Raw genomic sequence first — 18,936 nt, forward strand, 5'->3', positions numbered from 1 at the left:
ATACCTTTGAGCAATTATGTTTATTTTCGTATCATTATATGATACCAATTTCCATATTATGGATCACCAAAACCAAAATATTGATTGTGAAAAATTACTTAAAACTCTTCGCGAAGTGTTGAAGGCTAAAAAGATAACCTATGCGACTCTTGCAGAAAAATTGGATGTCTCTGAAATCACAGTGAAGAGATTGTTTTCAACTCAGACGTGCACCCTGCAAACTCTTTTTAAAATTTGTGATTTGATAGAGATTTCTTTTTTCGATCTGGCATCTATGGCGAAGCAAGATCGAGAGGTCGAATGCGTGTTGACGATAGAACAAGAAAAATTCTTTGCCGCAAATCCCGCGATATTTGGGATTTTCAGAATGCTTCACCGTGGAATAGAACCAAATGCGATAGCCACGAAATGGAAGCTGACGTCCCAAAGTCTTTTTCGCGTCCTTCGTAAAATTGAAAAGCTCAATTTATTGGAAGTTCTTCCCAAAAATCAGATTCGCATGAAGGCCTATGGCAATATCAGGTTTCAACACCAGGGCCCACTGGCTAAAACAATTTTGCGCACACAAATCATTCAATTCTTGGATCACGTTGATGTCGTTCTAAAAAATGATGATGTCTGTCTGCACTCCGCAGAACTGGAACTTTCGGATACTAGTATTTCTGAATTGGTCGCAGAGATTCACGCACTGGGTACAAAATACCGAACACGCGCCGTTCGTGACAAAAATCTACTTTCCCCAGACAAACTTCAATCAGTGCGCTGGCTGTATGCATTTGCACCCTACGAAACAAATTGGCAACAATACCGACTTACCGATCAGAAAGACTAATACCTGCCGGCACTGACGCCACTGGGATTAATAATACTAATTGGAAAATAATTTCTATTTTTTTATCAATGATTTGTTCTTCAAAAATTCCAAAGAATAAGATTCCGTACGGTTGATTGTATTGCCCATCTCAAATAGTAAACTTTTAGAGAAGACATGAGCTCTAAAGACCATCTCATTCTTATAAGCACTCCTCCTACTCTTGCAGGTTAGGCTCTTCACCGCTGTTGTCGAGCATCATCATCGAATTAGTTTGGGAGTGGAGCCCTGCCCCTTTGAAACTTCACCGAAGGACGGCCTTTGCCGGCGCAGGATGCGCGAACCACGACGAAGTCGTGGCGGCAACAGAGCCCGGAAGGCGTGCCGACCGAAGCGTGAGGTTTCAAAGGGGCAGGGCTCCACTCCTAAACTAATTCCTTCGCATAAAGGACGAACGAAAAAAGGCAGCCCCCTCAGGAGGACTGCCTTACCACTAGGATCACCTTCTGCCGCCGACTTAAAGCGGGAGAAACTTTATTTCACAACAACATTCGCTGACTGGAAGAATTGAACCTTCTGATTGTCAGACGTAGCGCGGTCGACTTGCACAACCACTTGCACTTTAGATCCTGACTTCAAGTAAGATTGAATGTCAGAGGCCTTCACACCGAAATCCGCAATACTGATCGGGTAAGAACCATCTGCAGCAGCTTTCAAAGACGTGCGAGAGAATCCTTTTTCAGCGATCACAGCATTTTTACCAAGAATAGTTTTACGAACTAGCGTCAAGTAATAACGAGTATTCACAGTGATGTATGGTACTGTCGCATCTTTCACCAACACTTGTGTGCTGTTCAAGCTGCCAGACAAACCAACAGCCACTTTGCTTTCGTCTTTCAACGCAGCCATATCAACCATCATCTGAATTGGTTGGTGAAGTTCGAAATCCACGACTCCCCCTTCAATCACTGAACCTTCGCGGTGAACTTTCAACACCACTTCATAGTTGTGTGAATAGTCCCATGCGAAACTCAATGCCCCCGTCACTTCACGTTGTGAATCAGGACGAGCCTCAGTCGCTGCAATCACCGCATGAGTCACAGCTTCTTGAACTTCAAGAGTGTGTCTGCTTGCAACACGTGGATAAATAGCATTATCCAAGAATCTGTAAGTCAGACCTGAAGTTGATGGAGTCGCTGTAAAGCTTTGCAAAGTTTTTTCTTTCAAGTCAGCGGCCTTATAACGAGGAACTTGAACCAAAACGAGAGTCGCTTGGCCATGATCCACTTTTTTGCTCTGAACTTGATAACCGAAAACAGTGTTCACCGGAGTCACAACAACATCTGGAGCCGCTTCTGTTCCAGTCAATTGCACTTTGAAGCTTTCAGTTTCCGCAGAGTTCAACTCGGTTCCCGCTGGGAATTGAACTTGAACATCCAAGCCCCATTGATGGTCATAAACATCATGGTACTTCGTTACGCAGCAACGTTCTTCATCACGGTATTTTGTAACTGTGCGAGTACGCGCCTCTTGACGGTACTTTGTAACCGTACGGTATTTCGTCACAGCTTGTTGATGAGCTACTGACTCGTAACCGCAACGTTGTCTTGTCACAGGAACATTTTGGCAAACTTGTCTGTCATTACATACTGGTGGACGAGGTGTTGGGGTGATGGGACCGCCGCCATTGCCTGGATTGTACGGAGCCGGCCCCTCACCTGGATCACGAGGACGTCCCACAACATCTCCCGCTGCCGGAGCTAAACTCGAGATACCTACATGAGGAGTGTTATTACAATCACGCTCTGTATGACATTGCTGTTCCCAGTCTTGATAGTCATGGCAGACGTAATCATTCGTATAAACGGTTTCGTAATCTGTATATGCTTCCTGATCTTGATACGGAACATCGACATAGTAAGTCTCGTCCGCCTGATAAGGAACTTGAACTGTGTAGCTGTCTTGATAAGGTTCTTGTCGATAAGCATTCTGAGTCAATTTGGTCTGAAGAACCAAACCGCTGGAAGCTGTACGAGTTAATGATTGAGTAACCGACTCGACGGGTTCTGCATGTGCAGAAGCCGCCACTAGGACTGACAAAAACGTCAGGCCCGTTTTCTTTAAAAAATTTTGGTGGTGCATTTTGTTCCCTCCTAATACCCGAAATGGTCACTAAGCAAAGGGTGGGCCATAACGCGCATAGATATTTTTATCTTTGAGACACCACCACCATTGTGGCCAGCTTTCAAAAACAAAAAAGCCCGGGTTCCCCCAGGCTTTGAATTCACTTTAATATCGATGTTTCGGTTGATTAGTTTTCGTTCGCATCCACAGGCGGGATCGTCAGCCGAGAGCCCACGATCAAAGACGATGGATTTCTAATTTTGTTACGGGCTTGCAGCTTCGAGATCGTCACGTTGTATTTGGATGCGATGTCAGTCAAGTTCTCGCCCTTTTTCACAACGTGCACTTTCGCGCGAGAAGCCAATCCACGACTTGCAGAAGGGCCATTGTTCGCAGTCGAAGTTGAAGTTGGGATTTTCAACTTCATACCCAATTTTAATTTGCTACGTCTTTTAATATTATTCAGATGTTGAAGTTGTGAAACCGAAGTTTGGTACTTCTGAGCAATCGTGTATAAAGACTCACCCGATTGAACGATGTGGTAACGACCGCCCTCAGAGTCCCCTACAGAAACTTCAGAAGTTTTGGCAACGTTATTGGTTGAATCACGCTTAGCAACCGCTGTTGTCGAACTGCGACCAGAGCGTTCTTTCAATGGAGTACGATCTGGAACTTGAATTCTCATGCCCACTTTAAGACGTGTCTTACGGGGAAGATCATTCAAATCACGAAGGTAAGCCACAGAAGTACGGTAACGACGAGCTACCGACTTCAAACTATCGCCACGGCGAATTTTATAAGTTTGAGTATCACCGCTATCCGCAACGAACTGCACTTGATCCACAACAGATTCATTCGCCGCAACCAAAGCTTGAGTCGCAGTCCCCGGAGGAACACGAAGAGTCAGCTCAGCACCTTTAACAGGAGCCACTTCCCCTTTGTACTTTGGATTCAACGCTTTGAAATCCTCGTAGTTCAAATTCATTTTGTCAGCCATTTGGCGCATGTTCACAGCTTTATTTACCGTGATGTGATCGAACTCAATCGGTGGAAGATAATCGATATCTTCGAAGCCGTATTTTACTGGATCTTTTGCGATCAACTTAGCCGCGATAAATTTCGGAACGTAGTTGATTGTTTCTTTTGGAAGTCTGTTCTTACGAGCAAGTTCCCAGAAATCGCGCGTGTAGTGATTCATCACTTCGCGCTTCACGCGGTTTTCACCGACATTGTAGGAAGCCATTGCCAAATACCAAGATCCGAAAACGCTATAAAGACCTTTGAAGTATTCCGCCGCCGCTTGAGTTGCGAAAACAGGGTCACGTCTTTCATCCACAAATGCATTGATGTCCAAACCATAGCGTTTACCCGTACCACGGATAAACTGCCAATAGCCAACAGCTGCGGCATGGGACGTTGCTTGTGAACTGAAACCTGATTCGATCAATGCGATATAGAACAAATCTTCAGGCAAACCATTGTCGCGCAAAACTTTCTTCATCAGCTTTTCATAGCGTGAAGAACGAGCCAAATATTTTTCCATGTGTTCGCGACCCCGACCTTGGAAATAGGTGATCCATTTTTCTACCAATGGATTTACTTCCGTTGGAATGGCTTCCAACTCTTGGTCAACAACCTTAGGACCCTCAGGATCTGAAAGGCGGAACGAACTGATGTCTTTAATTTCGACTTCATCGCCCTGCGCTTGTTGGGTGTTTGTGGTTTTGCCCAAATCCTTATGGGCACATCCTGCCGCAACGGCCAGGATTACACTCAATGCTAAAAGTCTCCTCATGAGTCCTCCGAGCTTTCAGGCTACAAAACTAAGTCCATTTTTTCAATCAAACATCGGCATTTTTTGCCTTTATTTTGCCTTTTTTGTCAGCAAATCCTGCCAAAGGACCGGAGATAAACTGTAACTGTCTTTTCCGATCATTTTGTAGATGAGCACATTGCGAAGAATGGCCTTCACATAAAAGCTCGTCTCATTCCAAGGCAATTCATCAAACCACAGCTCATCCACAGGGGCACTGGATACCTGAGAGATCAAAGCTTTCACCTCATCACGACCGGCAATCCAACTTCTCAATCTGTACGGCCCTGCGTTATAAGCTACTAAGGCGAACGGAACATTCCCCTGGAACTGGTCTAACATCTGGGAGATATAGAACGATCCCATCGGAATATTCACCTCAGGACGGAACATATCATCCGGAAGACTGACCTGCAGCCCTAGCTTTTTTGCGATATCTTGAGCCGTCGGCGGGATCATCTGCATCAATCCCATGGCATTCGAAGTCGAAAGTGCACGCATATTAAAGCCACTTTCCTGACGAGTCAGACTTCTGAGCAAAACGGGGTCAATCCCATAACGAGTCCCCTCCTTCGCATAAAGAGCCGGATAAACCTCTGGGAAACCAATTTCCACAAATTCTTCGCGACGCAAACGCGGATCATTTTCCAAAGCGTCATTTACTAAGCGAATGGCTGTGAAATACTGATGACGATCTGCCAATTTTCTCGCGAAATTGATTTTCAAGGTTGAGTCCTTGATGAAAGGACCATCTTGTACTTCGGCATGGGCTTCCGTGCTCCATCCCGACTCAGACAAAAGCACAAAGCGCGCCCACGTGTCTTTTTGCGATCCCACCAAGAAAATTTCAGAATTCAAGTCAGGTGCTTTGTCTTTGTTAACCGGCCACTTTAATTTTCCGTTGTTTGCCTCTGAAGCAAGACGAAGTCCATAATAAGAGAACGGATATTTATCCATCAAAGCTTGCGCCGCACTTTTCGCACGATCTTTGTTCGTCATCTCAAGCGAGCGAACTAACCAGTACTGTCCGTTCAAGTCATAGCGATCACGGTTTTGTTGCAACAATCTTTCAAGCAAAGCCGCAGAACTTGTGTAGTCCTTCTTGCGGAAGTAAATCAAACTTGACCGAAACAAAGCCTCTGCAGACTCATCAGAGCCACCATTGTTGGTGATTAACTTATTATATAAATCCAAGGCTTCATCATACTTACCTAGAAAATGCGCGGATCTTCCTGCAATCCACAAGCTGCTTGTGACACTAGGTGATTGCGGATTTTTTTCGTATGCTTTCTTCGCCAACTCTAAAGCGCCATGATAATCCAATTTGCGATGCAGAAATTGCGCCCAGTCAAGCAAACGAGAGGCTTCCGCCTTCTTCATTTCACTCAACGCCTTTTCCTGAACGACATCGTCATCGGAAAGTGAGTTATAAATTTCTAAAGGCTTGTCCTTCAAGCGACGTGCTGATCGGCTACCCGGATAGCTATTCAATAAAGAAATACAGTCCTTCATCGCAGGAATCAAATCACCTTGCTTGAGTGACTGACGAATGCGCTCTTCCAATTTACCATCATCGCCCATGGCTTCGAAAATCGGAGGCGCATTTTTTGCTGGGACTTCTTGGTCTTGTGTCTTTGCTAAGAACTCGAGCTTTTCAGAAATATATTTGGAATCTTTTTGAGCTTGAGCTTCTTCAAAGAAGAATTGCGATTCTTTATAGTCATTGCGGGCTAAAGCCAAATCACCCAAAAGCTGATAGGCCAAAGATTTTTGTTCTTTACTAAGCTCTGCGGAACGGTCTAAGACTTCTTCGATTTCTACAGCAGCACTTTTATTTTTGTTTTTAACTTGAACCTGCAAACGACTCAGTTCGCGGTCCACCCAGGTCTGCCACAACTCTTGCGCCCAAGGTCCTTCATGAAAAAGTTCTTTGCTTTTAAAAATGGTGCTTAACGCCTTTTGCTCCGCCGCCGAGTTCCCAAACTTTCCTTGGGCCAAACAATGCAACCAAGTCAATGCGATCCATCCGCGAACTTCCTTTTGCGCAGCATAGACCTTTGGCGCTAACTCCACACACTGTCCCCATTTTAACTGCACCTCATAGCTTTTCAATTGCGCCAGGGGGGATAGTTTTCCAGCTTTTTTAACAGAATCAGTGTCATATAAATTCACAAAACCTGAAGCCTTCAGGTCTTTATCCAAATCAATTTTTTGCACAACCACTGCGGGAGTCGCAGCCGCGTGAGCCGTCATGATGCTCAATAGAATAGCGCTAATCATTAGAAGTCTCCATCAGGTCCGACGATTTCGTAATCGCCCTGCCAAGTTCCGTCAAAGACATTTTTTCGTAAGTAGACCAAAGAGTTCGGACGTGCCTGCCTCATAGGCATGCTCAAGCGAATATATTGTTCACTGAGCTGTCCTTCCACCTCAATTCGATCTTCCATGTCACAGAAATAAATCAGTCCATTTGGACGTAAATGACGACCGCAAATGTCGTAATGCACTCCAGGCAAATAACGCAGAACCCAAGGCCATGGCCATTGTTCCTTCATACCCACTTGAATGACTTCAGAACGAAGCTCCGGATGCTTTTCAAGAACACCCGTAATCAAGCCTTGAAGCTCCTTCAATTGGTAAGTGGAGTTTACATATACATAGGGATGATCCAAAGAAATGGGTTCACGATACACAGACAAATAATCACTGCGCAGTTGCAACGGAACGAACAACAAAATCGCCACAATGAAGCCTATTTTCGCTTTTTTGCGATCTTCATCATGCCAAAGCTTTTGCAGGAACATCGCAAGAACGAAATAAAATCCCCACACTAGAGTCAGAACACACCACACAGTTTTGTATGGAATCAACGAATAGATCAAAAGCTGAAATAGCGCATAGGCACTCATCATGCGCAACGGAGCTTCCTTCATAAAAAGTCCGACAAAAGCCATTAAGATCCCTAAGATTGCCAACGGCTCCGCTTCAAAAAGAACTTTCACCCAGTAAAGAAACTCCTTATTGTGACCGGTTTCGCCCACACCTGTTTTCATCCAAGGCAAGAAAGCGCGGAAGAAGTCGACCACTCCCGAAGGATTGCGCATGAACCCTGTGAACAGTAAGAAAAATAAAATCAACAAAAATGCGAGCAACGCTGTAGTACCAATACTCCAGGCCTGCTTTAACTGACTCCAGGAAAGTTGACGCTTCCATTCTTGGGGGCCTAAGAAAGCGATTCCGACGACAAATGAAGCGCACGTGATCGTGAACGTTTCCTTTAAGGTCATCATACCGAAAAGACCGATCAATAAAAGACTGAGTGCTTTTCCGTCTTGTTCTTCACCCCAGCGCAAAATTCCCAAGCCAAACAAGATTTGAAAAAAAACAAATGGAGTTTCATGAATTCCCGAACGCCCAAAGAAAATCATCGCAGGGCTTACAAGCAAAAATAGTAGCACCGCATTTTTGAAGACCCGCGAACGGACAAAATTGAACGTGAAAAGCATCACGATTACAACACTGAATGTTGCGGGCAACGCGCGAAGTGTCGCTACACTTCGTCCCCACATAAACTCATAGGCCTGAAGCATATAAAAATACAACGGGCCATGATAATTATTCGGGTCGTATTTGTAGAATCCCAGCTTGTCCATTTGCATGACAAACCAGCCGTTAATACTTTCATCAAAATGAATCGGCTTGTTCGTCAATTCAAAGAATCGGCTGGTCAGCGCCAATAGCAGAATGACAAGCCAAAGAACGTACTGCTGGAATTTCGTGACCTGAGATGATTTCATTGCTACTTATCGTAAAGATGGAATCTTCTGTGTCAACACCTCACTGCTCACTCATTCTCTATCTCGCGAAGGATGCGGGTTTGATCCCAACTTTTTTGCAGGACATTCGTTCTTTTTTCGCGAAATTTCCAATACACTACGAAGTAATCGCCGTCGTGGAGAAGGGCGCCAGCGACTGCGCGAAGGCTATTCAGGATCAGCAAAAACTTTCACCAGCAAAAGAAAGCCTGCGTCTAGAACAGAATGCGAAAGTTCTAGGCCGCGCCCAGAGCATGATTCAAGGATTAAATAGAGGCCAAGCTCCAGCGCTTTTACTTTTGAACGCCGAAATGGCCTCGCCATTAGGGGACGTTTTTAAACTTTGGCAGCATCTAATAGCTGAAGAGCAATCTGATATTGTGTGGGGCGATCGTTACAGCAAAAAAGACAGTCCCTTTCAATCTTCCGTCAGTCCCCGCGTTCGCACGGAACACTTCTTTAATCAAATTCTGCGCGGCAAAGATCGCAAAGACAGTTTAGAGGATCCATTGTGCGAAGTTTTAGCCATCAGAAAATCTGCTTGGGAAAAAATCCGCAGCGAACTTGCCACTAAGAAAGTCAAAGGTTGGTACCTAAGTGCAGCTTTGCAAAAATGCACGGCCATTGATGATATGAAAATCATTGAAGTTCCAATTTTTGATTCGGGTGCGACATCCCCTTCCTATTCGACTTGGAAAGAGCGCTGGTACTTGATGACCTCAGCGAGATAAGAGCGGCTCTGTTTCTACAGCGCTTCCTCGCTCAACACCCAGTGTTTCCGCCAAAGCTTGAATCGCTTCATTCAAATAATAATCCATCCAACGCGTCGATCCCAATGGGGTCGGTGTACGCGACAAGTATCCCAAATGGCCACCGTGCTTTTCAATGTGCACCTGTGTATATTTATTAAATCCCGCAGAATGATATTCGCTTGCTGAAACAAAGGGATCATCTGCGGCAGTTAAACAATAGGTCGGCACATCAATGAACGGCACATACTGTTTTGCGGAGCAGCTTTCATAATAATGCTCGCGGCTGTTAAAGCCCCCCGCCTCTGCCGTATAGATGCGATCCAGATCATAGATCGAAGCCCAGCGTGGAATTTCATAATGTTTTGCTATTAAGCCGGAACGATATTTTCCTTCGATGTTATTGCGAAGACGATGCACAAAGCGAATGTCGTAAACACGATTAAATCCCGTGCGTAACAACTGCGCCCCCGCCGACAAATTTAGCGGAGCATTCACTGTGATCACTCCATCAGGTTTCATATCTCCACGAAAACCGCCCGCCAAACACAGCAAAATATTGCCACTCATCGAGTATCCGATAGCGACTTGTTTTTTCCCCGGAAATTTAGCGCGCAAAACTTTTAAAACTTCCGAGACGTCTTCCGAGCGACCCGAATGATAGGGGTGTCTTGCGTGATGCTCGCCGTGACCGGCGCCTCGATGGTTTACCAGAACAACGGTGTGTCCCAGCTTTTTACAAAGAATCGCTGTTCTTTGCATATAGTCGGCATAAACGTCGCCAGACAGACCGTGATAAAGACTGACAACAAGATCGGACGTGCCTTGATGATAAAAACAAAAAAGTCGATCCCCATCAGGAAGATCGACTTCAATATTTTGTCCTAGATTTTCCAACTCAGGTGATTTTAGGAAATGCCCCCACAAAGTTTGTCCGTGACCGCTTGCGGCCCAGAAGGGAGCTTCACATGGAATCAGCTTTAGTCTTTGCAATAGTATTTCCCGTTAACCATCACGTAACCATCAGGACGGTTGCCGCGCGGATCATGGTGAAGCCAGTGCAACAAACCACCTTGGTTAGTCCAAATAAATTGACCACCCATCGCCACAACGTCGCCCACTTGAAGTGGAACGCGTGGGCACATATCCGTATTATACACAGCTTGCATCAGCTTGCCATTGGAAAGGCGAACCATCCATTTTTGATGTGTCAAACCAGAATTGTCGTCAGGCAAGAGCTTAACTACGACCATTCCGCCGCCTTCTACGAAGTCCGCTCGTTTTTGAGCGTTTACTAAACGAACAATGTCTGCATCTGAAGCATTCGTATCAACAACATTATTTTGGTCGGCGTTCTGTTGAGGATAGTTGTGTTTATCGCGGAAACCTTGATTGCTATCGCGCGGATCGTAAACATCGTTTCTGTGTTTCGCGTGCGCAGTTGAAATTGCCAATGTTGCTGATAATGCTAAAAGAACGATCTTGCTTAATGCTTTCATGGATTTCCCCCCAGATGAGGGTTGTCTAATCAAAAGCGCGGACAAAGACAAATAATAATACTGTTATGAATAACGAGATTCATAAAACGCATATAGAGCAGAGGGATCTGACAGATCCTGTAATTTTTACTTAAACTCCACATTCTCGATAGTTACATAGTCTTCGCCACTAGGTTTGATGAGTTTAACTTCATCCCCAATTTTTTTGCCTAATAACGCACGTGCGACGGGTGACTTCCAGGAAATCCTCCCCTGTTTCGGATCAAATTCGTCCTCACCAACGATTTGATAAACAAGTTCGTCACCTTCTTCATTCGACAAAGTCACTGTGGCGCTGAACAAAACGGTTTGGCCCTTCATGACTTTTGGATCGACAACCTCAGCGTCTTCAATACGCTTCGTAAGAAAATGCACACGACGATCGATCTCGCGCAGGCGACGCTTCCCGTATTGGTAGTCAGCATTTTCCGAGCGATCTCCATTACTGGCGGCCCAGGCAACGACTTCAACAAGCTTTGGACGCTCGACGTGCATCAACTGGTGATACTCGGCTTTGAGTTTCGCTAGACCTTCAGGCGTAATGTAGTTTTTGTTGTTATCCATAGTGCAAGACTCTAGACGAAAATCCCTCGTTTGGCTATCGGCTTTCCTGGACGTTCGCTCCGTAAAATATTCCGACATTTATTCCGAAAAAAAGAGCGGGAGGAACTGATGAAAAAACAGTGGAAGAGATTAGTTACAGCAGCCATCTGCTCGTCATCAGTTTTTGCCGTCACCTATTATTGGTATAAATCCACAGATCAAAGCGCAAATTCACATGGCAATGAAAAACCGTTGGCTTATGTTGGCAAGGTTGTCGACGACATTCAACGTCGCCCTGCTGCGCGTTTGTTATGGCAACTCGTGAACACCGGCGAACCTTTGTATAACGGCGAAGCAGTTCGTACTTCCGAACGCGGTGAGGTTCGCATTCAATTCACTGATTCAGATCGCTATTTAGATCTAGAACCAGAGTCACTGATCGTGATCAAAAAATCCGAGGGCGAAATCGCTTTGGATTTGATGGAAGGTAGTCTTTTCGTTAATGCGAAAGCGGATAGTAACTCGGCAGGCGCTGACAAAGCTCCTGGCTTGGTGCTTTCTTCTGCCAATGGTAAAGTCGATCTCTCTCACGCGTCGGCGTCTCTTTCGAAAGGCCGCGGCAATGCTGTCGATGTCCAAGTCTTAGAAGGTAAAGCTTCCATCCAAGGTAAAGATGGTCAAAGCAAAGAGCTTACGACAGGTTCTTACGGCGCTTTGGGTGCCTCCGGTCTTGAGTTCAATAAAAGCAATTTGAAAATCCTTTCACCGGCTCCTTCAAAACCCATCGCGATGGATGCAGAGGATTTGAAAGAGATTCCATTTAAATGGACAGGCTTCCCCACGAACTCGGAAGTCTCTTTGTGGACTGGCGAAACTCGTCGTGATTTGAAATTTCTAGCTAAAGCTCCTGCTGGTCAGTCCGAATTGTCGGCGAAACTTCCATTTGGTAAACACTATTGGAAATTGGTAGCAACAAACCCGCAGAATCAACAAGTCATCGGCGAAAGCCCGACTTTTAGATCTGAAATCTTAGCGCGTTATGCACCGACGGTCGTTTTTCCAACAGCCGATGCTGAAATTCCAGCGAATACAATGCCGTTTGATATGAGCTTTAAATGGCAAAAAGGTGACGATACAAGATCTGTGACTTTGGAAGTTTGGACTGATCCAGGCTTGAAGAACAAAGTTTTGACGAAGTCCTTTACTTCAGAAGAAGCCTATACTTTGCCTGCGATTAAAGAAGGTACTTACTACTGGCGTATGAGTTCTTATTATGTGGAATCTACGAAACCTTTCCTTGGAAAGGTTCAGAAGTTCTCGGTAAAACCAACGGCACAAGTCCACCTTGAAGCTGCAAAGCCAGAGGTGATTCCTGTGAATGTGGCCTTCACAATGCCGCAAGCTCCACAATATTATGTCGACTCACCAACAGTGGGTCTAACTTGGAATGTTGATAAAACAGATAAGGTTTCATCATACCGTGTGAAAGTCTATGGCGAAGACAATAATCCAACTTGGGGTTCAGGCATTGACGTCAAAGAGAATAAAATCTCTAGACCGGTTCCGAAACCAGGTCGTTATATTGCCTCCGTAGAAGCTTTGGACAAAGACGGCCAAGTGATGGGTACAACAAAGCAAACCTTGGATGTTGCACCATTACCGATCTTGCAATCTCCAACATTCTTGCCGGCTGAAGGCATCCTGCAAGCAGGTATTGACGGTCGTTCAACTCTTGAGTGGTCAAAAGTTGAGGGCGCCAAGGAATACTGGCTTGTTGTGAAAAAGAACGGCAAACAATTAAAACGCAGCAAATACAACGTGACTTCAACATCACTGCGCAATCTGCTGCCAGGTGAATACGATGTCGAGATCTCTGCCGTGGACAACTATGGCCGATCCAGCGAGATTTCTCCGTCACGCAAGTTGCTAGTTCCAGACAAATCAGGCCTTCGCGCCCCTACTGTGAAGAAAATCAAGGTGAATTGATGGTTCGTGCTTTGATGCTTCTTCTTTCTTTTACTTTCTTGATGGCGACAGAGTCTGCCTGGGCAGCTCCCTATCGTCGTCTCGTGAATTTCGAGTGGGAAGCTATTGAGGGGGCGAACTCTTACGAAATCGAATTACAACAAGTCAAAGAAGACGGCAAAGGCAAAGTTTTTAATTTCAAAGTCAAAGAGCCTTCATGGAACGGTCGTTTGGCGGCCGGTAAATATCTTTTAAAGCTTCGCTCGCGTGACTATCGTGGCGTTCCCGGTGAATGGAGTCCTCCAAGCGATTTCAACGTAGGTCTCGAGTCAGCAGTCTTGAAGTTCCCGGCAGCCCACGCCCGCTTTGCAACAAAAGATGAATCCACAACGGAAATGACTTTCCAATGGGAACCTGTGGGTGGTGCAGATAAATATCATTTCGACTTGGTTTCTGAAGATGGAAAAACAAAAATTTCTGAAGATGTTAAGACCAACTCATTCAAAGTTAAAGTTCCAGTGGCCGCCAATTACACTTGGAAAGTTTCCGCAACGAATGAAGAAGGTATTCAAAGTGACGCCGTTTCTGTCGCGCAGTTTTCGGTTCTTGGTAAACCTTTGGCTTTGCCTAAAGTGGACAAACCCGAATCTGAATTCGTGCGGGACGTGAAGTGGGACAAGCCTGACAACGTTGCTGCTTACGACGTTTATGTTTTGAAATATTCCGTTGAAAGTAAGAAATGGGAAAAATTCAAAGTCTTTGAAAACTATCAAGACAACACATTGGCTTTCGACCCAGCTTGGCCGGGTGGAAAATATCAGGTGGTCGTTCGTGCAAAATCAAACTTGCGCCCCTCGTCCCCACTTGCAAAAGAAACTTTCAAAGTTCGCTCTGGAGATCGCTCGCCTGCGGCCGAATATACCGCCTTGGTGCGCATGTCGATTGAGCGTTTGAGTGGTTGGTATGCGATTGGCAGTTATCTCGTCACACAAATGCAGTTTTCGGGTGTGAATCCAGAACACAACTCCACTGTTTCATATAGCGCCGTTGGTGGAACCGCCCGCGCCGGTTTGGGTTGGACAAGTCCATTCACTAACTGGGGTTTTTTAACTATCGTTGACATGAGTGGTTTCACCTTCCAAGGCAAAACTCGCACATTTGCTTCCGCGGAAGCGAATGCGGTTTACAGAATGGCTGTAGGAGACCGGGGTGAAGCTCGTTTTCAGGTGGGACCTTACTACAAAGAACTTCCTGAAACTGTGGGCGATCCATTCAGTGGCACCTCACAAGACTATACTATCAGCGCCGTTGGTCCTCACGCCGGTGCGGAGTACTGGTATTCCATCACTCCGAAGTTTGGTCTTCAGGTCAATGCTCACCTTTATACGTCGTTGATGAAAATCAGTACGCCAAATGGTGAACCATTGCAGCCGACTCTTTCAACTCAATTTGGATTTTTAGGCAGTTATCGATTCACTAAAACGTTCACAGGACTTGCAGGCTATGCACACCGCGAAGACAAGTTGTCTTATAAAGCGGTTCCTAGCTCGAGCAACTTTGCAGTCGATGGTGACGTCAATGAATCTACAATTGTCGGTAACTACCTTAACATTTTCGCTGAATGGAGTTTCTGATGAGAATTCCTATTTCGACCAAACTCATCACCGTCACGATTTTGATTCTGGTTGCTTCAACCGGAACGATCACTTGGATTTCCTCTAAGTACTTCGAGAAGAAGGCGGCGGAACAAGTCGACATCTCGAACTTGGAATCCACAGCGGCAAAAGCGAAAGAGGTTGATTCTATTATCGCCTCTTTGGTGGATAAGGCCCGCGTGTCTGGCTCCCTTTTAATGAAGGGCGCCAGTTCCAATGACGATTTGGATTTCAACTTTACGAAAGATAAAAACTTTATCGCCATCGAAGTTTTGAAATTGGATGGTTCCGCAGTGGAAACAGTGGCCCGTAAAGTGAAAGAAGATGTCTTTAAGCCTTACAATCTAACAGGCGCTTATATGGTGAATGTACGTGCTTGGCAGAAGTTTCCGATTCGCTCTGTCGCCCAAGGAAGCGTCGAGATTAAGAATGCTTCTTATCCAAAAGCTCCTGCAATGATCACATTGGGCTTGCCTTTAGTGCGCGATGCCCAAGGTCGCATTACGCATATCGTTTTGGCTGACGTGGCGCTGGCACCAATTGAAAAACCATTCACAGATCCGTCAGAGCGCACTCAGTACTTGATCGATCGCACTGGCGAATTGCTTGCTCACAAAGATGAGCAACAAGCAATTTCTCGCATTAGCATGGCCGACTACCCGTTTGTGATGAAAGCCATGGCACAAAAGTCGCCACAGTATCAAACAAAGTTCTTAGATCCTGATACGAATGCGAACTATTTCGGTGCGGCGGTGAAAACTTCTTTTGGCATCACGGTTATATCTCAAACATCCGAAGCCGCGATCCTCGAGGTCTCTAACGAAGTAAAGCGCCGAGCGATCTTCGTTGCTGGGTCCGCGATCTCGATGGCAATTTTCTTTATCTTCCTCTTCTCTATGACACTGACATCTCCGATTGAGAAATTGGCAGAGATGATCAAGATGGTTTCTAAAGGTAACTTCGATGTGAAAGCCCGCGCGCAAGTGCGCTCTCACGACGAGGTCGGCGACTTGGCTGAAGCCTTTGACCACATGACCGAGGGTTTGAAGGAACGTGATAAAGTAAAAAGCTTGTTCTCGAAATTCCACGGCTCTTCTGTCGCGGAAGACTTGATCGGCAAGGATATCGGTGTCGGCGGTCAAAACAAAGACGTGGTGGTCTTCTTCTCGGATATTCGTGGTTTCACGGCTTTTTCTGAAAAGCGCTCTCCGGAAGAAGTGGTCGAAATGTTGAATGAATACTTTGGCGTGATGGTTAAAGTTATTAATTCGCGCGGTGGCGTTGTGGATAAATTTATCGGTGACGCGATCATGGCTGTTTGGGGCGCCCCACGCAGCTCTGAAACGGATGCTCACAATGCGGTTCAAGCTTGTCTTGAAATGCGTATGGGTCTTGATGCATTGAATGAAAAACGCATCGCACGCGGCCAACCGGCGATCAATATCGGTATGGGTCTGCATGCGGGCAAAGCGATCTCGGGCACCATCGGTTCAGACGAGCGCATGGAGTACACAGTCATCGGTAACACGGTCAACACAGCATCACGTATCGAAGCTTCAACGAAAGCTTTCGGGGCCGACTTGCTGGTCACTGATTCTGTGATCGAAAAAGTCGGCGACGCCTTTAAGACTGAACTAGCTGGCGCGGCTGAAGTGAAAGGCCGTTCTGAGGCGATCAAGATGTACAAAGTCCGAGGTTACAAGGCTGCTGATGGAAGTTACGTTGAAGTGAAAACACCGTACTCTGATTACGAAGCCGAGGCAGCAGACAAAGTTAAAATCAAAGACGCAGCTTGATTGAATGCCGGATCTAGCTGTGTAAGGCATTGCCCTTAGGACTATTGATATCTTTGTAAAGTTCGGCAATTTGAAATCATTTTATTTTATAGCAGAGACAGTCGTAGCTCTACTGTCTGAAGGATGAATGTCAAAGTCTGCCCCCGTTGCAGAGGCAGACTTGAATTCTTGGTCGAAATACGAGTCTCAAGTGGGCCGAGATTTTAAAAACCTTCGATGCTTCCCACTTTTCTGCCGCTGCCATCACCATCATCAAATGGAATCATTTCTTGAGCCGAGACCACCGATGTCACGGTATTGGGCTTTACTTTCACAGGAGGTTTCGGAACTGTCGATTTCTTCACTTGTTGAGAACCCTGCGATGCTGCGACAGGCATACTGACAGCATCCCTCTTGGCGCCGCCAAAGATCTCGCCTTCAAGTTGGTTCACACTGTTTTTTAAATTCACAGATTGAGCTGACAACTCTTCTGCTGCGGCGGCCGCTTCCTCTGAAGCTGCGGCATTTTCCTGGGTCACTTGATCCATTTGATTCATCGCCTTACCAATCTGTGCGATGCCATTGTTCTGCTCTTCGCTGGCATTGGCAATTTCACTGTTCAGATCCGCCACTTTTTTTACTGCCGTAACAATTTCACTCAAAACAGCACTGCCTTGGTTCGCTTGATGACTGCTGGCTTCAATTTTCTCTACGCTGTTCTTGATGAGTTCTGCAATGTCCTTCGCAGCGGAAGAACTTCTTTGTGCCAGACTGCGAACAGCTTCCGCAACGACAGCGAATCCCTTCCCTTGTTCCCCGGCACGAGCAGCTTCAACAGCAGCATTCAGGGCTAGCAAGTTTGTTTGAAAAGCAATGTCATCAATGACATTCGTGATCTCTTCAATTTTCTTAGAATCAGCGGCAATACTATAAATGGAATCCGTTAATACTTTGATTTCTCGCTCACCTTTAAGAGCCACCTCACGAGTAGAAGCTGCAAGTGAAGCCGCCTGCTTTCCATTTTCACTATTTAGTCTCACCATCGAAGTGAGCTCTTCCATGGTTGCAGAGGTCTCTTCCAAAGCAGAAGCTTGTTCCGCAGTCGATTGGGCCAGATTCTGCGAAGATCCTGCAATTTGCTCAGAAGCTTGAGCGACTTGATCCGCTCCATCAGCAAGTTGGTTGGAAAGTTTCCCGACTGTGCGAGCCACTCTTGTGGCAATTAAATATCCGATGCCTAGTCCCAAGAATATGCCAACTAAAATAGTTAGCGTTATTGCACGAGTGGAACTTTCAGCTAGAGCTTTTGCCTCTGCTGCATCGGCATTAGACGCCGCCTGATGAAATTCCAGCAATCGGTCTACAGCTTCTGTATAAACTTTTGCAGCTTCGGGGCAGTCCTTTAAGAACACTTCGAGCATTCGCTGCTTGGCCTCTGGAGTGTTTGCTTTATGAAGAGACTCAACTTCATCACCGACCTTTTTGAACTGAACCCAGGCCAATTCAACCTTATCAAAAAGTTCTTTCTGCCCCTCTGTGAATCCATAGCTGACGTATTTTTCAGTGAGCTTATCATAGGTCTGAATATTTTCTTTTGCGTCCTTCAAGGCGATGTCAGCATCTTTTTCAGATATGCCCTGCAAGCCCATCGTGCGTAAAGAAATACGCACTCGTCTATAGTGCAACATCATCTCGTACCCTAACTTCATTTTAGGGACACTGAGATCCAGAACCTTGTTATAGCTCACTGACATCCCACCTAGGGAGTGATATGAAATCGCGCCAACGACGCCACTGATTGCTAAAAGGAATATACATAGTGCAAGCAGCCTTGCTCTGAGACTTAATCGAACTGACATTGGAACCTCCTGGAACGTCCTAGCTCCATGAGTCCTTTCGGCTAAATATCTGTTAAATTTTAATTTTGATCCCTTATTTACTGCCTTCAAATGAACCTGGTTGCATTTGAGGGTCCTTAATCATCAAGATATCTTGATTTTTGTGAGCCAATTACTGGATTCGACTCACTTTTAATAAAACAGGATTTATATTCAGAAAGCGAAACGAAACTGTTCTCAATTATTCTTCTCCCGTAATGGGAACAAAGAGGTCTCGTCTTGAATCACTTAGAAGTACTGCGACTTTCCG

Annotated in this window: 13 protein-coding genes; 5 read left to right on the forward strand and 8 right to left on the reverse strand. The window is 45.6% G+C overall.

Going from position 1 to position 18,936, the window contains the following annotated elements; all coding sequences use genetic code 11:
* The first annotated feature begins 58 nt into the window (after window positions 1–58).
* Entirely contained in the window at window positions 59–832 is a 774-nt protein-coding gene (locus VF412_RS08600; RefSeq protein WP_331338823.1) for a helix-turn-helix transcriptional regulator, read from the forward strand.
* A 513-nt stretch (window positions 833–1,345) separates the two neighbouring features.
* Here VF412_RS08600 and VF412_RS08605 read toward each other — a convergent pair.
* The 4 genes from VF412_RS08605 to VF412_RS08620 form a co-directional block, all read right to left on the reverse strand.
* On the reverse strand, window positions 1,346–2,953 hold the full coding sequence (locus tag VF412_RS08605; RefSeq protein ID WP_331338824.1) for a hypothetical protein: 1,608 nt from the start codon (window positions 2,951–2,953) through the stop codon (window positions 1,346–1,348).
* 169 nt (window positions 2,954–3,122) lie between these two features.
* Complete coding sequence (locus VF412_RS08610) at window positions 3,123–4,730, reverse strand: LysM peptidoglycan-binding domain-containing protein (RefSeq protein ID WP_331338825.1); 1,608 nt, start codon at window positions 4,728–4,730, stop codon at window positions 3,123–3,125.
* Between the two features lie 69 nt (window positions 4,731–4,799).
* Window positions 4,800–7,028, reverse strand: coding sequence for a transglycosylase SLT domain-containing protein (locus VF412_RS08615; RefSeq protein ID WP_331338826.1), 2,229 nt, complete (start codon window positions 7,026–7,028; stop codon window positions 4,800–4,802).
* Entirely contained in the window at window positions 7,028–8,545 is a 1,518-nt protein-coding gene (locus VF412_RS08620) for a flippase activity-associated protein Agl23 (protein WP_331338827.1), read from the reverse strand. Before VF412_RS08620 ends, VF412_RS08615 begins: the two co-directional genes overlap by 1 nt.
* Between VF412_RS08620 and VF412_RS08625 the strand changes: the two genes are divergently transcribed.
* Window positions 8,536–9,294, forward strand: a complete 759-nt coding sequence (locus VF412_RS08625) for a hypothetical protein (RefSeq protein ID WP_331338828.1) — start codon at window positions 8,536–8,538, stop codon at window positions 9,292–9,294. The two genes, VF412_RS08620 and VF412_RS08625, sit on opposite strands and share 10 nt — an antisense overlap.
* On the opposite strand, the gene VF412_RS08630 is transcribed toward VF412_RS08625, so the two are convergent.
* From VF412_RS08630 to greB, 3 genes are all read right to left on the reverse strand, one after another.
* Window positions 9,283–10,305 carry a YheT family hydrolase gene (locus VF412_RS08630; RefSeq protein WP_331338829.1) on the reverse strand — a complete coding sequence of 341 codons (1,023 nt, stop codon included), beginning with the start codon at window positions 10,303–10,305 and terminating at the stop codon, window positions 9,283–9,285. The genes VF412_RS08625 and VF412_RS08630 overlap by 12 nt on opposite strands.
* Entirely contained in the window at window positions 10,293–10,811 is a 519-nt protein-coding gene (locus tag VF412_RS08635) for a DUF3465 domain-containing protein (protein ID WP_331338830.1), read from the reverse strand. Before VF412_RS08635 ends, VF412_RS08630 begins: the two co-directional genes overlap by 13 nt.
* Before the next feature lie 126 nt (window positions 10,812–10,937).
* Window positions 10,938–11,414 carry a transcription elongation factor GreB gene (greB, locus tag VF412_RS08640; protein ID WP_331338831.1) on the reverse strand — a complete coding sequence of 159 codons (477 nt, stop codon included), beginning with the start codon at window positions 11,412–11,414 and terminating at the stop codon, window positions 10,938–10,940.
* Between the two features lie 108 nt (window positions 11,415–11,522).
* Here greB and VF412_RS08645 point away from each other — a divergent pair, with 108 nt between their 5' ends.
* From VF412_RS08645 to VF412_RS08655, 3 genes are read left to right on the forward strand one after another with little or no spacing between them, the layout of a single operon-like run.
* Window positions 11,523–13,379: a fibronectin type III domain-containing protein gene (locus VF412_RS08645; protein ID WP_331338832.1), complete on the forward strand. Its 1,857-nt coding sequence runs from the start codon at window positions 11,523–11,525 to the stop codon at window positions 13,377–13,379.
* A gap of 14 nt (window positions 13,380–13,393) precedes the next feature.
* Complete coding sequence (locus VF412_RS08650; protein WP_331338833.1) at window positions 13,394–14,992, forward strand: hypothetical protein; 1,599 nt, start codon at window positions 13,394–13,396, stop codon at window positions 14,990–14,992.
* Window positions 14,992–16,809: an adenylate/guanylate cyclase domain-containing protein gene (locus tag VF412_RS08655; protein ID WP_331338834.1), complete on the forward strand. Its 1,818-nt coding sequence runs from the start codon at window positions 14,992–14,994 to the stop codon at window positions 16,807–16,809. The genes VF412_RS08650 and VF412_RS08655 overlap by 1 nt, the downstream gene beginning before the upstream one ends.
* A 203-nt stretch (window positions 16,810–17,012) precedes the next feature.
* On the opposite strand, the gene VF412_RS08660 is transcribed toward VF412_RS08655, so the two are convergent.
* Window positions 17,013–18,647, reverse strand: a complete 1,635-nt coding sequence (locus VF412_RS08660; protein ID WP_331338835.1) for a methyl-accepting chemotaxis protein — start codon at window positions 18,645–18,647, stop codon at window positions 17,013–17,015.
* Window positions 18,648–18,936 lie beyond the last annotated feature (289 nt).

Source organism: Bdellovibrio sp. (genome assembly GCF_036384735.1).
Classification (GTDB): domain Bacteria; phylum Bdellovibrionota; class Bdellovibrionia; order Bdellovibrionales; family Bdellovibrionaceae; genus Bdellovibrio.

What these genes read in the sequence shown, in the direction of transcription:
- VF412_RS08650 (WP_331338833.1), top strand. Translation starts at nt 13,394, where the DNA reads ATGCTTCTTCTTTCTTTTACTTTCTTGATGGCGACAGAGTCTGCCTGG.
- VF412_RS08635 (WP_331338830.1), bottom strand. Translation starts at nt 10,811, where the DNA reads ATGAAAGCATTAAGCAAGATCGTTCTTTTAGCATTATCAGCAACATTG.
- VF412_RS08610 (WP_331338825.1), bottom strand. Translation starts at nt 4,730, where the DNA reads ATGAGGAGACTTTTAGCATTGAGTGTAATCCTGGCCGTTGCGGCAGGA.
- VF412_RS08600 (WP_331338823.1), top strand. Translation starts at nt 59, where the DNA reads ATGGATCACCAAAACCAAAATATTGATTGTGAAAAATTACTTAAAACT.
- VF412_RS08620 (WP_331338827.1), bottom strand. Translation starts at nt 8,545, where the DNA reads ATGAAATCATCTCAGGTCACGAAATTCCAGCAGTACGTTCTTTGGCTT.
- VF412_RS08615 (WP_331338826.1), bottom strand. Translation starts at nt 7,028, where the DNA reads ATGATTAGCGCTATTCTATTGAGCATCATGACGGCTCACGCGGCTGCG.
- greB (WP_331338831.1), bottom strand. Translation starts at nt 11,414, where the DNA reads ATGGATAACAACAAAAACTACATTACGCCTGAAGGTCTAGCGAAACTC.
- VF412_RS08625 (WP_331338828.1), top strand. Translation starts at nt 8,536, where the DNA reads ATGATTTCATTGCTACTTATCGTAAAGATGGAATCTTCTGTGTCAACA.
- VF412_RS08655 (WP_331338834.1), top strand. Translation starts at nt 14,992, where the DNA reads ATGAGAATTCCTATTTCGACCAAACTCATCACCGTCACGATTTTGATT.
- VF412_RS08605 (WP_331338824.1), bottom strand. Translation starts at nt 2,953, where the DNA reads ATGCACCACCAAAATTTTTTAAAGAAAACGGGCCTGACGTTTTTGTCA.
- VF412_RS08645 (WP_331338832.1), top strand. Translation starts at nt 11,523, where the DNA reads ATGAAAAAACAGTGGAAGAGATTAGTTACAGCAGCCATCTGCTCGTCA.
- VF412_RS08660 (WP_331338835.1), bottom strand. Translation starts at nt 18,647, where the DNA reads ATGTCAGTTCGATTAAGTCTCAGAGCAAGGCTGCTTGCACTATGTATA.